The following is a 13,370-nucleotide window of genomic DNA, read 5'->3' on the forward strand; positions in this document are numbered from 1 at the left end:
CCGTCACCGCCAGCGCAGCAGCCGCGCCTCGAGCATGCTGATCAGCCGGCCGACGACGAGGCCGAACAGCGACAGGATCAGGATCCCCGCCATCAGCTGATCGGTCTGCATCAGGTTGCCGGCCTGCAGCACGAAAGTGCCGATGCCGGTCTCGGCGCCGATCATCTCCGCCGAAACCACCAGCATCAGCGCCACCGACGCGGTGATGCGGAAACCGGCGAGGATCGATGGCAGCGCCCCGGGCCAGATCACGCGGCGGACGATGGTCGGGAACGGCACGTCGAAGCTCTGCGCCATGCGGATCAAATTGCGCGGCACCGCATCGACGCCGCTATAGACCGAGATCGTGGTCGAGAAGAACACGCCCAGCGCGATCGTCGCGATCTTCGGCTGCTCGCCGATGCCGAGCCAAAGAATCAGCAACGGCAGCACGGCAATCTTCGGAATCGGAAACAGCGCAGAGACGAACGTGATGCCGATGCTGCGCGCAATGCGCCAGAGGCCGATCGCGAAGCCGACGACGATGCCTGTGGCCGTGCCGAGCGCCCAGCCGGATACGATGCGCACGAACGAGGCCGAGACATGCTGCCAGAGCGCGCCGCTTTCGGCCAATCGATACAAGGCGCGCAGGATCGTCAACGGCGTCGGCAGGAACAAGGGATTGACCAGCGCGAGGCTGCCGACCACTTGCCACAGGCCGAGCGCCGCCGCGAGCGCCAGCCAGCCGGCCCAGCGGCTCGCGGCCGGAGTGAAGCCGCCACCCCGGAACGGCACCTTCCGGCTCTGCGCACCGGCGACCTCGGGCGGTTCGGCCGGGGATCGTTCAAGCATTCTGGACCTCGCGCTCGGCATCGATCGCCTCGCTCCGGATCAGCCCCCAGAGCTCGTTCTGCAGGTCCATAAGTTGCGCGCGCACTCCGGCGTCACCGCGGCTGCGCCGCGTCGCCGGGACGCTGACGACCCTCCGGATGCGGCCAGGACGGCGCGACAGCACGACGATGCGATCGGCGAGCCGCACCGCCTCCTCGAGATTATGCGTGACATAGATCGCCCCCATGGTGCCGTCGGCCAGCAGATCGACGAAATCCTCCATCAAGAGCTCGCGGGTCTGCGAGTCCAGCGCCGACAACGGCTCATCCATCAGCAGGATTGCCGGGCGGACCGCCAGCGCCCGGGCAATGCCGACCCGCTGGCGCATGCCGCCCGACAACTGCTTGGGATAGACGGTCCGGAAGTCGGCCAGCCCGGTCCGCTGCAACGCATCGTTGACGGCGGCGGCGCGCTGCTGCGTCGACAGCGATGTATGGAGGAGCGGAAACGCGACGTTATCGGCGACGCTCGCCCACGGCAGCAGCGCGAAGTCCTGGAACACGAACGTCAAGGGATTGAGGCTGCCGGTCGGCGGGGCTCCGCGCAGCAGCGCCTGCCCCTTGCTCGGCTGCAACAACCCGCCGAGGATCGACAGCAGCGTGCTCTTGCCGCAGCCGGACGGTCCAACGATGGCCACCACCTCGCCGGCTCCCACCGTGAACGACACGCCATCGAGCACTTCGAGCGCGTCGAAACGGTGGCTGATGGCCTCGGCGATCAGGTCCATGTCAGATGATCCCGCTGCAGGTCCGCACCGCGCCTGCCCTCATCAATCCGGCTTCACGAGGTCTTTGGCGATGATCGCAGCCGCATCATAGCCCTGGTCCGCGAAACCCTGCGCCTGAAGCCATTTGATCTGGCTGTCGATGTTCTTCACGTCGAGCTTGCCGTCGGGATCGATATAGGCGCAATTGCCCACCACCTGCTCGACCGGCAGGTTGGTGTACTTGCCGATGATCTCCAGCAATGGCCTGGTCTTGTCGTCGATGGCGGCAGTGCCGTCCTTGACCGAGGCGAGCACGACATCATGATACTCGCGCTCGGCGCGCTGAAGCGATGCCAGCAACTTGCCGACCAGGGCCGTGTTGGCCAGCGTCTTCGGCCCGGCGAACACGCCGGAGACCTGCCACGGCGTCTCGTCGCCGACCCAGCCGAGATGTTTGACGGCACCCTCCTCCATCAGCTTGCGCGCGACGGAAACCGGCATCAGCGCCGCGTCAACGGTCTCGCCCTTGATCGCGGCCGACATGTTGGACATCGACTGAAGCGGCACGATCTTCACGTCGCCGAGCTTGAAGCCGTATTTGTCGGCCAGCAGCCCCACCGAGTAGTGAAAGCTCGACCCGACCTGGGTCATCGCCACGCGCTTGCCGGCAATGTCCTTCGGCGTCTTGAGACCTGCCTCATAGGCCTTGTTGCTGGCAAAGTAGCCGATCAGCGGAAAGCCCGGGCGGTCGCGGCTCATGCCGGCGATGATCTTCAACGCGCCCTTGCCTGCAAGGTTGTACAATCCCGCGGTGAAGGCGGTCACCCCGACATCGACGTCGCCCGTGGCCGTCGCCACTGCGATCGGTTGCGCTGCGTCGAAAAACTTCAGCTCGACGTCGAGGCCGGCGTCGCGGAAGTAGCCCTTGTCCAGCGCGATGAACACCGGCGCGGACGAGGATAGCCGGAGAACGCCGATCCGGAGCTTGGCGTCGTCGGCCAGCGCAGTGCCGATTGCTACGAGGCTCCAGAGCAGCCCCAGGACGAAGCCAACGCATCGGAACATCACACTCTCCAAGATCTGGCGACCCGCACACCCGGCCCAACGATGACGCCGACTTGTTGCAATATTTCGAGCCTGATGTCGCGCCAAATTTTCAGGGGATCGCAGCCTCAGAGGCCGGGCATCTTGCTCCCAGCCGCCTTGGTGCCGGCTGCCTTGGACTCGGTTGGCGTGGTCTCGACTGCCTTGGTCTCAGCGGAAAACCCATCTTCGAACCGCCCAGCTTCACTGCCCGCCCGACAGGTCAAGCCCGACAGAGCGCCGGCCATATTTTTCGCGCGGCACATCCCCTTGGCCGTGAGCTTGCGGATGTCACCATCCACCTTGAAGATGATCATATCGACGGGATAGGCGCGCGCGTTCGCGGGCTGCCGTTGTTCGACATCGCCGGGGCTCGAGACGGTCATCATCCCTCCGTCGAGCATCACGAAATAGAAGCCGGCTCGTCCATCACTGTAGCGCGTATTGAGCAAGGCACCCTTGCAGTCGGCGGTCCGGTCCTTTGCCGCGAGTACCACACGGTGGCCGAATGACGATGGGCGACGTCGCGACGAAGCCTCCCGCTGGTTCATCCTGCTTGTGCACAGGGTGACGGCCTCAGAACGTCTGCATCACCGGCTTCTCGCCATTGGACAGAAACAGCCCTTCAAAGCGGCCGATCTCGCTGTCGGCCGCGCATTCGATCAGGTCGGGTCCCTTGAATGGATTGCCGTGGCGGCACTGCCCCTTGGCCATCACCCTGTTGATCGCCGTCCGACTTTGGCCAAAGATCATCATGTCGACCGGTGTGACGAACTTGTCGGGGCCAGGTTGCTCCTGCAGATCGCCACGATTCGAGAACGTGACGATGCTGCCGTCGAGCAAGGTGAAGTAGAAGCCGGTGCGCTGATCGTCATAGTCGGTATTGAGCAGCGCGCCCTTGCATTCCGAGCTGCGATCCTTTCCAGCGACGATGAGCTTCTGGCAAGTTCCCTTCACGGTCACCATGGCGGTCAACCGGGCATCGGCGAACGATGGAGTTGCAGATTGCATCAGCACGCCGAGCGCACACACCGACACTGCCAACACCGCTGACTTCATCGGACTCCCCTCCCATGCCCTTGAGTACGACTATACCTCAACCTCTGACGACATGGAAGTTCTATTTTTGTTCTCATATCACTTTTTCAGAAACGGCCGCTGCGGGGCGTCAGCCGGCACGGGCTTCGAGCGCCTGAAGCCACACCGCAAATGCCCCCGTCAATTCGTCCATGACGGCCTGATCATTCCGGCCGGAGCGCGCAGGCACGTGGAAGGCGTGGTCGGCCTGATCGAGCCAATGCAACGTCGCGCGCGGTCGCAGCCGCCTCACGACGGGCGCGAGCAGCTCCATCTCCGCAAGCTTGTCGCGCGTCCCCTGCAGGAACAGCATCGGGACCTCGATCGCGTCGAGATGATCGGCGCGCGCAATGGAGGGCTTGCCGGCGGGGTGAAGTGGAAAGCCGAGAAAGGCGAGCCCGGCCACGCCCGGCAGCGGCGCTGCACTCTGCGCCTGCGACGTCATGCGCGCCCCGAACGACTTGCCGCCCGCGACGAGCGGCAGCCCCGGACAGAGCCGCGCGGCCTCCGCCACGGCCGCCCGCACCGCGGCGAGGGCGAGCGCGGGCGGATCAGGGCGCTTGCTTCCCTTCTCCATGTAGGGAAACTGAAAGCGCAGCGTCGCGATGCCGCGTGCGGCAAGGCTTGCGGCGGTCTGGCTCATGAAGACGTGGCTCATGCCGGCGCCCGCGCCGTGGGCGAACACAAAACAGGCGCGCGGCCGAGGCGGGGCCATGAACAGCGCGGACACGACGCCCGCGCCGTCGACGGGAAGCGCAAGGGAGCGCGGCTGGTGCTCGGTCATGCCCCAGAGTGCGAGCCGGCGTCCCCTGCGTCAACTCCAGTGACCACCGGCTTTGCGGCTCAGGCCGCGGTCCGGATCGTCTGCAGGAAGTCGGCGACATTGCTCCTCAGCGAAGCGGCCTGCTGCTGCAGCGCGGCGGCCGCCGCCAGCGCAGCTTCAGCGCCGGCATCGGTCTGCCCGGCCACGTTGCGCACGTCGCCGATCTCCTGCGTCACCGCCGCCGTGCCGCTGGCCGCCTGTTCGACGTTGCGGGCGATCTCGCTGGTTGCGGCCCCCTGCTGCTCCACCGCGGCGGCGATCGCATTGGAGATCTCGGCGATCTCCCGCACCGTGGTTCCGAACTGGGCGATCGCGCCGACCGTCTCCTGCGTCGCGCTCTGGATGGTCGCAATCTGGCTCGAGATCTGCTCCGTCGCCTGCGCGGTCTGCGACGCCAGATTCTTCACCTCGCTCGCGACGATCGCAAAGCCGCGGCCGGCCTCGCCGGCACGCGCCGCCTCGATGGTGGCGTTGAGCGCCAGCAGGTTGGTCTGGCTCGCGATCGCCTGAATCAGTTGCACGATGGTGCCGATCCTCTCCGCCGCGCTGGACAGCCCGTCGATCAGTTCGGACGTCCGCTGGGTCTCGTGCGTCGCCCGGGTCGACACCGTGACCGAGCGCTGCACCTGGGAGGATATCTCCCTGATCGAGGCCGCGAGCTCCTGGGTCGCCGAGGCCACGGTCTGCACATTGACGGACGCCTGCTCGGCCCGGCTGGCGACCGCTTCCGCAAGGCCGCGGCCGCGTTCGGCGACGCGTGCCAGCTCGCTGGCGCTCTCGCCCATCTCGGTCGCACGCCCGCCGACGCCGGTGATGACACCCTGCATGCCCTGCTCGAACCGGCCAGCCAGATCGGACATCATGCGGGCGCGCTCGGCCTCCGCAGCTTCACGCTGTGTCGCCGCTTCCTGCTCCATGCGGCGGACAGCAAGCGCATTGTCACGGAAAATCTCCACGGCGCGCGCCATCCGGCCGATCTCGTCGCGCTGTTCACCACCGGGAATCGGCTGATCCAATTCGCCGGCCGCCAGCGACTGCATGCGGTCGGTCATGCCGCGGATCGGCGCCGACACGCTGGCGCCGATCAGCCAGGCCAGCACCGCCCCGAATATCACCGCTGCGGCTGCCGTCACGACGACGGTCTGCTTGGTATCTTCGACCGCGACGCCGGTCCTCGCGGCCTGCTCTGCACGCGCGGTCCCAAGCTGCCGGTTGATCTGGCTGACCTGGGTATCGATCGAGGCGCTCGCCTTGGCGAGTTCCGCCTGCTTGGCGCGCAGGTCCGCGGCCACCTTGATCACTTCCTCGAGCGCAGCGGCATCCGCCGTCAGAGCCTCTTTCAGCGCAGCAACCAGCGCCTTCAGCTTGGCATCATCGACACCCGCGATCTCGACTTCCGTATCGGCAATCGCGAGCTTCGCATAGACGAAGGTGAGCCTGGCATCGTCGGCATCGCCATTCGACAACGTGTTGGTATAGCGCATCACCGCGATGCGAACCGCGTCGACGACGCTGGCCAGACGCAACGGATTCATCAGCGGCTCGCTGCCAGCGCGATTGGCGAGGGCCACCTGGATGCCGCCGATGTTGATGCCGGCAACGGCGCCCAATGCGTCGGTCTTGGTGGTCGCCGCGCGCAGCCGGTCCACGGCCTCGGCCGCGGCAACGAACGATGCGCGATAGGCGGCCAGCGCGCTTCGCACCGGACCCACGCCGTCAGCCAGCACCTTCAGACGGCCGGACTGCTTCTCGACCTGATCGGCGAGACCGCCGACGGCGTCGATCGCCTTGCTGGCCGCATCCTTGTCACCGACGTTCCAGGTGCGGATGAATCTCTCGACCGCGCCGTTGGCACCGAGCAGCGCGGCGCGCACCTGCGACATGCCGGCGTCCCCGGCCGCGCTGGTGACGAGCTCATCCACGGTGCCGCCGATGCGCCCGACCTGGATCATGGCGAAAACGCCGAGCAACACCAGGAAGCTCAGGATCAGGGCGAAGCCGCCGAAGATTCGCGGGCGGACACCGATCCAAGACATCAGAGAAGACAGTTTCATCGATTTGCCCGGCTGTTTCACGGAGTGGACCTGATGGTGGCGAGCAGCTCCTTGCCGAAGCGCTTCTCGAAGTCGGCATCGAGCGGCCTGACCGCATCGACGAAGGTCTTGCGGTCGAACGTCTCGATCACCTCCATGCCGGCCTTGCGCAACTCATCGAGCTTCTGCGCATCGAGCTGGGCCTGCCAGGTGACCTCCGCAGCCGCCTTGGCGGCGGCAACCAGCGCATCACGGTCCGCCGCATCGAGATGGTCGAACATCGCGCGGTTGGCGACGAAAGCGATCGGCGCGAAGAAATGCCCGGTGAGCGTCAGATATTTCTGCACCTCGTCGAAGCGATTGGCCGCGATGGTGGCGACCGGATTTTCCTGACCGTCGAGCCGGCCGTCCTTGAGCGCGGCATAGACCAGTGGGAAATCCATCGGCATCACGTCGGCGCCCAGCGCCTTGAAGGTCATCTGGTAGACCGGATTGGGGATGACGCGGATCTTGAGGCCCTTGACGTCATCGACGGTACGGACCGGACGCTTTGAGTTGGTGAGATTGCGAAAGCCCTGCTTGCCGAGCGCCAGCAGCACCAGTCCCTTGTCGGCGAACTTGGCGCCGATCGCGGCGGCGACAGGCCCTTGCGCAACCGCCTTGGCATGCGCGGTGTCACGAAACAGGAACGGGATGTCGAAGACGCCGAGCTCGGGCACCACCGCGCTGGCGATGCCGCCGGACACCACGGCCACGTCCACCGCGCCGCTCCGGGTTGCGGCCAGCACCGCCGCCTCGCTGCCGAATGCGTTGCCCGCACGCTCATCGATGATGAGCCGCTTGCCGGCCAGCGCCTGCAGCTTCACGCGAAATTCGTCCGACCCGACCTGCTGCGGATTCTGAACCTGCGAGTTGAAGACCAGCGACACCATTCGCGGAGACGCCGTCGCGGCTTGGGATCCGAGCAGGGTTCCCACCAATGCCAAGAAACAAAATTCAAGCAGCTGTCTGCGCATGAAACACCGGGCTCGTTTTTCCTCGATGCACAACTAACAGCCAGATATGGTTAAGATGTTAAGACCCCGACAGTTGCAGGCGATGAGCCGTATAACTACGGAGGTCGCCGACCCCCACCAACCGAATTCGATTTTTCATAAATGGCGAGACCAGGCCGCTACGCAAGGGCGGCAGGCTCGATCATCGGCGCATGGCCCCTGACAGCATCACGCGCTTGCCAGCAACCGTAGGAACAGCCATCAGCAGCGCGCTGGCGACGTCCGCCGCCGCGATGGGCTTGTAGTTCGCCGGGATCAGGAAGCCGATGATATTGTTCAGCCTGTTGCCGAATTCCTCGCCCGGCCGGCTCGGCTGTCCCAGCTCCGCCCGCGCGCCGACCAGCAGCGAGGGCCGTGCGATCACCAGTCCCTCGAAGGGCAGCGCGGTGAGCTCATCCTCGAGCTCACCCTTCACCCGGCTATAGAAGACGCGCGACGTGCTATCTGCCCCCATCGCGCTGACCAGACCGACCCGCCTGGTGCCGCTCGCGAGCGCGGCCTTGGCGACGGCGAGGTTTGCGTCGTGATCGATGGCGCGGAAGGCGGCCTGGCTCCCGGCCACCTTGATCGTGGTCCCCAGAGCCAGATAGAGCTCGTCGGCCGGCGGCAGGGACGGCAGCGCGGTGAAATCCACGACATGGGCCGTCAGCTTGGGTGAAACGTCAGGGGGCGCACGGCGGCCGACGACGTGCACATGATCCACGGTCGGATCGGCGAGCAGACCGCGAAGCAGCTCCCGTCCCACCAGCCCGGTTGCGCCGGCAATGATCACGGTCCGGTTCGTCATGCGCGGTCCCCACTCACAACCCGCCGACCAATGTAAGCGTGGCCGCGGAGATAGGGAAGACGACAACGACACGACGCCGAATGCCACGACGCCGCAGACATGACGCCGCAGACGGGACATGCCCTCCGCGGCGCCTCATCACCATCCGCCTCAGGCGCCCTTGCGCCGCTCCGCGGCCTTGGCCATCGCCGCGGCGAACGCGCCGCCGCCGGACGGCTTCTCCTCACGCGTGGTCATGCGCCCCGCAGGCGGCCGTGCGCTGGTCCGCTTCTCGCCCTTGGCCGGCAGCGGATCGGACAGCCGAAGCGTCAGCGAGATGCGGTTGCGGGGCACGTCGACGTCGAGCACCTTGACCTTCACGACCTGCCCCGGCTTCACCACCTCGCGCGGATCGTTGATGCGCTTCTCGGACATCGCGGAGATGTGGATCAGGCCGTCCTGGTGCACGCCGATATCGGCAAAGGCGCCGAACGCCGCGACGTTGGTGATGGTCGCCTCCAGGATCATACCCGGCTTGAGATGGGTGATCTTCTCGACGCCCTCCTGGAAGGTCGCGGTCTTGAACTCCGGACGCGGATCGCGGCCCGGCTTCTCCAGCTCCTTGATGATGTCGGTGACCGTCGGCACGCCGAAGCGCTCGTCGGCGAACTTCGCCGGATTGAGCGTCTTCAAGGTCTTGGTGTCGCCGATCAGCACCTTGATGTCGCTCTTGGTCGTCTCGAGAATCTTCTTCACGACCGGATAGGATTCCGGGTGGACGCCGGAGGCATCAAGCGGGTTGTCACCGTCGCGGATGCGCAAAAAGCCGGCGCACTGCTCGAACGCCTTCGGTCCGAGACGCGGCACCTCCTTGAGCTTGTCGCGGGTCGGGAACGGACCGTTGGCATCACGGTGCGCGACGATGTTCTGCGCCAGGCTCTCGCCGATGCCCGACACCCGTGCCAGCAGCGGCGCCGAGGCGGTGTTGAGATCGACGCCGACGGCGTTCACGCAGTCCTCGACGGTGGCATCGAGCGCGCGGGCCAGCTCATACTGGTTGAGGTCGTGCTGATACTGGCCGACGCCGATCGAGGCCGGCGGCACCTTGACGAGCTCGCCGAGCGGATCCTGCAGGCGGCGCGCGATCGAGACGGCGCCGCGGATCGAGACGTCGAGATTGGGGAATTCCTTCGCGGCGAACTCCGAGGCCGAATACACCGACGCGCCGGCCTCCGAGACGATCGCCTTGGTCAGCTTGAGATCCGGCTTCAGCTTCATCAAATCGTTGACGAGCTTCTCGGTCTCGCGCGACGCCGTGCCGTTGCCGATCGCGACCAGATCGATGCCATGCTTCACGCAGAGCTGCGCCAAGGTCAGCATGCTCTCGTTCCACTGCCGCTGCGGCTCGTGCGGATAGATCGTGGCGTGATCGACGAACTTGCCGGTGCGGTCGATGACCGCGACCTTGACACCGGTGCGGAAGCCGGGATCGAGCCCGAGCGTGGCGCGGCCGCCGGCCGGCGCGGCGAGCAGCAGATCGCGCAGGTTCGCCGCGAACACGCGCACCGCCTCCTTCTCCGCCTCCTGCCAAAGACGCATGCGGATATCGAGCGCCAGCGAGGTCTTGATGCGCGTGCGCCAGGCCCAGCGCACGGAGTCCGACAGGAACTGATCGGCGGGGCGGCCCTGGCGCGAGATGCCGAAGGTCACCGCGATGCGGTTCTCGTACAGCGACGGATCCTTGGAGTCCTCCGGCTCGCCATCGCCGAAATCGAGCTGCAGCACCTCTTCCTTCTCGCCGCGCAGCATCGCCAGGATGCGGTGCGACGGCAGCTTGGTGAAGGGCTCGGCGAAATCGAAGTAGTCGGCGAACTTGGCGCCCTCGGTCTTCTTGCCGTGCCGCACGGACGATTTCACCGCGCCGCGAGTCCACATCTCCTCGCGCAGCGAGCCGACGAGGTCGGCGTGCTCGGCGAAGCGTTCGACCAGGATCGCGCGGGCGCCGTCGAGCGCGGCCTTGACGTCCTTGACCGGATTGTCGCCGTCCTTCTTGATGAATGCCTTCGCTTCGTCTTCCGGATTCTTCATGGGATCGCCGATCAGCATGTCGGCAAGCGGCTCGAGCCCGGCCTCCTTCGCGATCTGCGCCTTGGTGCGGCGCTTCTCCTTGAACGGCAGATAGATGTCCTCGAGCCGGGCCTTGGTGTCGGCGGTCGCGAGCGCCAGCTCGATCTCCGGCGTCATCTTGCCCTGCGACTTGATGCTCTCGATGATCGCGGTGCGCCGTGCATCCATCTCGCGCAGATATCGCAGCCGTTCCTCCAGCGTACGCAACTGCGTGTCGTCCAGCATGCCGGTCGCCTCCTTGCGGTAGCGCGCGATGAACGGCACGGTCGCGCCGCCGTCGAGCAGGTCGATCGCGGCCTGGACCTGGGCATCCCTGACGGCGAGCTCAGCGGCAATGATGGAGGCAAAATTCGACACGGTGTTCTTCCGAGATTCGTGACGGGGCTGATTGGATAGGAGTGCACGCGCGCCAGCGCAAGCGGCTGGCGGACGCTCTGTGGGCAACCGTGACAAAAAAGACCGGTTGCGAATCATGTAAAACGCTGCCGCGACCGGGCCATCGCGTTGCACATGCGGCGCAAATCACTGATTCTTGCAGGCTGAGGGACGATTCGTGCAGGCCACGGCGGCGACATATCTCGACGATCTCAATCCGGAGCAGCGCCGCGCCGTCGAGCACGGCGGTGCGTTGGCTGCGCCGGGCCCGCCGCTGCTGATCATTGCCGGCGCGGGCTCGGGCAAGACCAACACGCTCGCGCATCGCGTCGCGCATCTGCTCGTCAATGGCGCCGATCCGCGCCGCATCCTGCTGATGACGTTCTCGCGCCGCGCGGCGAGCGAAATGAGCCGCAGGGTCGAGCGCATCGCCCGCAAGGTGCTGGGCGGCCAGGCCGAGGCCGTTACCGCGGGCCTGACCTGGGCCGGCACGTTTCATGGCCTCGGCGCGCGGATGCTGCGCGACTACGCCGAGCGCGTCGGCCTCGACCCTGTGTTCACGATCCATGATCGCGAGGATTCCGCCGACCTGATGAATTTGGTGCGGCATGAGCGCGGCCTGTCCAACACGCAGCGGCGCTTCCCGACCAAAGGCACTTGCCTTGCGATCTACTCGCGTTGCGTCAACGCCGACATGCCGCTGGAGGAAGCGCTGGTGCGGCACTTTCCGTGGTGCGCGGAATGGGCCGGCGAGCTGAAGGGCCTGTTCGCCGCTTACGTCGAAGCCAAGCAGGCCAATGCCGTGCTCGACTACGACGATCTGCTGCTGTACTGGGCGCAGATGATGGCGGACAACACCATCGCGCGGGAGATCGGCGATCGATTCGATCACGTGCTGGTCGACGAATATCAGGACACGAACCGGCTGCAGTCGCAGATCCTGCTCGGCCTGAAGCCTGATGGCGCGGGACTGACCGTGGTCGGCGACGATGCGCAGTCGATCTACGCGTTCCGCGCCGCCACCGTGCGCAACATCCTCGACTTTCCCGATCAGTTCAGCCCGCGCGCCGACATCGTCACGCTCGATCGCAACTACCGCTCGACCCAGCCGATCCTCACCGCGGCCAATGGCGTGATCGGGCTGGCGCGCGAGCGCTTCACCAAGAATTTGTGGACCGACCGCACGAGCTCGCGCAAGCCGCAGCTCGTGACCGTCAGCGACGAGACCGACCAGGCGCGCTACATCGTCGAGCAGGTGCTGGCGAAGCGCGAGGAAGGCATCGTGCTGAAGCAGCAGGCCGTGCTGTTCCGCACGTCGTCGCACAGCGGTCCCCTGGAGTTCGAGCTCACGCGCCGCAACATCCCGTTCGTGAAGTTCGGCGGGCTGAAGTTCCTCGATGCCGCTCACGTGAAAGACGTGCTGGCCTGCCTGCGTTTCGTCGCCAATCCGCGCGACCGCATCGCCGGCTTCCGCGTGCTGCATCTGATCCCGGGCATCGGCCCGGCGTCGGCGCAGCGCCTGCTTGATGCCGTGAGTGAAAGCGCCGATCCGATCGCGCGGCTGTGCGAGCAGCCAACGCCGGCGCGCGCCGGCGAGGACTGGACCGCGTTCGTGCGCACGCTGGAGCAGTTGCGCGTCTCGGAATGGCCCGGAGATATCGAGCGCGTCAGGCACTGGTATCAGCCGCATCTCGAGCGCGTCCACGACGACGCCGAGGTCCGCACCGCCGATTTGCTGCAACTCGAGCAGATCGCGCGCGGCTATCCCTCGCGCGAGCGCTTCCTCACCGAGCTGACGCTCGACCCGCCCGACGCCACCTCCGATCAGGCCGGCGTGCCCCTGCTCGACGAGGACTATCTGATCCTCTCCACCATCCATTCCGCCAAGGGCATGGAGTGGAATTCGGTGCACGTCCTCAACGTCGTCGACGGCTGCATGCCGTCCGATCTCGGCGCCGGCTCCAGCGCCGAATTGGAGGAGGAGCGCCGGCTGCTCTATGTCGCGATGACCCGCGCCAAGGACGACCTGCATCTGCTGGTGCCGCAGCGCTTCTTCGTCCACGGCCAGCCGGTGCGCGGCGATCGTCATGTCTATGCCTCGCGCACGCGGTTCATTCCCGAAGCGCTGGTGCCGCTGTTCGAGCGGACCAGCTGGCCGCGGGTGCAGAGGGGCGCGGCGGTGGCGAGCCAGGGGCCGCGGATCGATCTCGGCGCGCGCATGCGCGAGCGGTGGCGGTGAGCTAACGGGGCAGCAGCGCTCGCACGGTGCTCATGACTGCGCCCTCTCCCCTTGTGGGAGAGGGCATCGATACTATCAGCATCATACTCGCTCGGGTGAGGGGTCTCTCTCCATAGAAAGACCATCTCTGCGGAGAGAGACCCCCATTGGCGCTAACTTACCATTTTGCTGCCGGAAATGGATGATTCCTCGGTCGAGTGACTGACGAATCGCTTT

The 13,370-nt window shown here is 66.1% G+C and carries 11 protein-coding genes; 1 reads left to right on the plus strand and 10 read right to left on the minus strand.

Annotated features, from left to right (window positions below; genetic code table 11):
• Window positions 1–3: 3 nt before the first annotated feature.
• The 10 genes from QX128_RS30280 to QX128_RS30325 all read right to left on the minus strand — a co-directional run bounded on the left by QX128_RS30280 (window position 4) and on the right by QX128_RS30325 (window position 10,897).
• The gene (locus QX128_RS30280) at window positions 4–831 is read right to left on the minus strand and encodes an ABC transporter permease (RefSeq protein WP_316239350.1); all 828 of its coding nucleotides are present in this window, start codon (window positions 829–831) and stop codon (window positions 4–6) included.
• Window positions 824–1,597 carry an ABC transporter ATP-binding protein gene (locus QX128_RS30285; RefSeq protein ID WP_316239351.1) on the minus strand — a complete coding sequence of 258 codons (774 nt, stop codon included), beginning with the start codon at window positions 1,595–1,597 and terminating at the stop codon, window positions 824–826. Before QX128_RS30285 ends, QX128_RS30280 begins: the two co-directional genes overlap by 8 nt.
• Before the next feature lie 42 nt (window positions 1,598–1,639).
• A complete protein-coding gene (locus QX128_RS30290) occupies window positions 1,640–2,641 on the minus strand; it encodes an ABC transporter substrate-binding protein (protein WP_316239352.1) in 1,002 nt (333 codons plus the stop codon).
• A 107-nt stretch (window positions 2,642–2,748) separates the two neighbouring features.
• Window positions 2,749–3,210, minus strand: a complete 462-nt coding sequence (locus QX128_RS30295) for a hypothetical protein (protein WP_316183155.1) — start codon at window positions 3,208–3,210, stop codon at window positions 2,749–2,751.
• Window positions 3,211–3,235: 25 nt separating this feature from the next.
• The gene (locus QX128_RS30300; protein WP_316183156.1) at window positions 3,236–3,718 is read right to left on the minus strand and encodes a hypothetical protein; all 483 of its coding nucleotides are present in this window, start codon (window positions 3,716–3,718) and stop codon (window positions 3,236–3,238) included.
• A gap of 109 nt (window positions 3,719–3,827) precedes the next feature.
• On the minus strand, window positions 3,828–4,520 hold the full coding sequence (locus QX128_RS30305; RefSeq protein WP_316239353.1) for an alpha/beta family hydrolase: 693 nt from the start codon (window positions 4,518–4,520) through the stop codon (window positions 3,828–3,830).
• A 59-nt stretch (window positions 4,521–4,579) separates the two neighbouring features.
• Window positions 4,580–6,595: a HAMP domain-containing methyl-accepting chemotaxis protein gene (locus QX128_RS30310; RefSeq protein ID WP_316239357.1), complete on the minus strand. Its 2,016-nt coding sequence runs from the start codon at window positions 6,593–6,595 to the stop codon at window positions 4,580–4,582.
• A 35-nt stretch (window positions 6,596–6,630) separates the two neighbouring features.
• A complete protein-coding gene (locus QX128_RS30315; RefSeq protein ID WP_410051989.1) occupies window positions 6,631–7,608 on the minus strand; it encodes a TRAP transporter substrate-binding protein in 978 nt (325 codons plus the stop codon).
• 181 nt (window positions 7,609–7,789) lie between these two features.
• Complete coding sequence (locus QX128_RS30320) at window positions 7,790–8,434, minus strand: NAD(P)H-binding protein (RefSeq protein ID WP_316239354.1); 645 nt, start codon at window positions 8,432–8,434, stop codon at window positions 7,790–7,792.
• 150 nt (window positions 8,435–8,584) lie between these two features.
• Window positions 8,585–10,897 carry a Tex family protein gene (locus QX128_RS30325; RefSeq protein WP_316216806.1) on the minus strand — a complete coding sequence of 771 codons (2,313 nt, stop codon included), beginning with the start codon at window positions 10,895–10,897 and terminating at the stop codon, window positions 8,585–8,587.
• Between the two features lie 196 nt (window positions 10,898–11,093).
• Between QX128_RS30325 and QX128_RS30330 the strand changes: the two genes are divergently transcribed.
• Window positions 11,094–13,154 (plus strand): ATP-dependent helicase, encoded by a 2,061-nt coding sequence (locus tag QX128_RS30330; protein ID WP_316239355.1) that lies wholly within the window; start codon window positions 11,094–11,096, stop codon window positions 13,152–13,154.
• Window positions 13,155–13,370: the final 216 nt, after the last annotated feature.

The sequence above is a fragment of the Bradyrhizobium sp. SZCCHNR1015 genome, assembly GCF_032489875.1.
GTDB lineage: Bacteria > Pseudomonadota > Alphaproteobacteria > Rhizobiales > Xanthobacteraceae > Bradyrhizobium.

Coding starts and splice junctions, on each gene's coding strand:
- QX128_RS30280 (WP_316239350.1), bottom strand. CDS start 831: ATGCTTGAACGATCCCCGGCCGAACCGCCCGAGGTCGCCGGTGCGCAG.
- QX128_RS30285 (WP_316239351.1), bottom strand. CDS start 1,597: ATGGACCTGATCGCCGAGGCCATCAGCCACCGTTTCGACGCGCTCGAA.
- QX128_RS30290 (WP_316239352.1), bottom strand. CDS start 2,641: ATGTTCCGATGCGTTGGCTTCGTCCTGGGGCTGCTCTGGAGCCTCGTA.
- QX128_RS30295 (WP_316183155.1), bottom strand. CDS start 3,210: ATGAACCAGCGGGAGGCTTCGTCGCGACGTCGCCCATCGTCATTCGGC.
- QX128_RS30300 (WP_316183156.1), bottom strand. CDS start 3,718: ATGAAGTCAGCGGTGTTGGCAGTGTCGGTGTGTGCGCTCGGCGTGCTG.
- QX128_RS30305 (WP_316239353.1), bottom strand. CDS start 4,520: ATGACCGAGCACCAGCCGCGCTCCCTTGCGCTTCCCGTCGACGGCGCG.
- QX128_RS30310 (WP_316239357.1), bottom strand. CDS start 6,595: ATGTCTTGGATCGGTGTCCGCCCGCGAATCTTCGGCGGCTTCGCCCTG.
- QX128_RS30315 (WP_410051989.1), bottom strand. CDS start 7,608: ATGCGCAGACAGCTGCTTGAATTTTGTTTCTTGGCATTGGTGGGAACC.
- QX128_RS30320 (WP_316239354.1), bottom strand. CDS start 8,434: ATGACGAACCGGACCGTGATCATTGCCGGCGCAACCGGGCTGGTGGGA.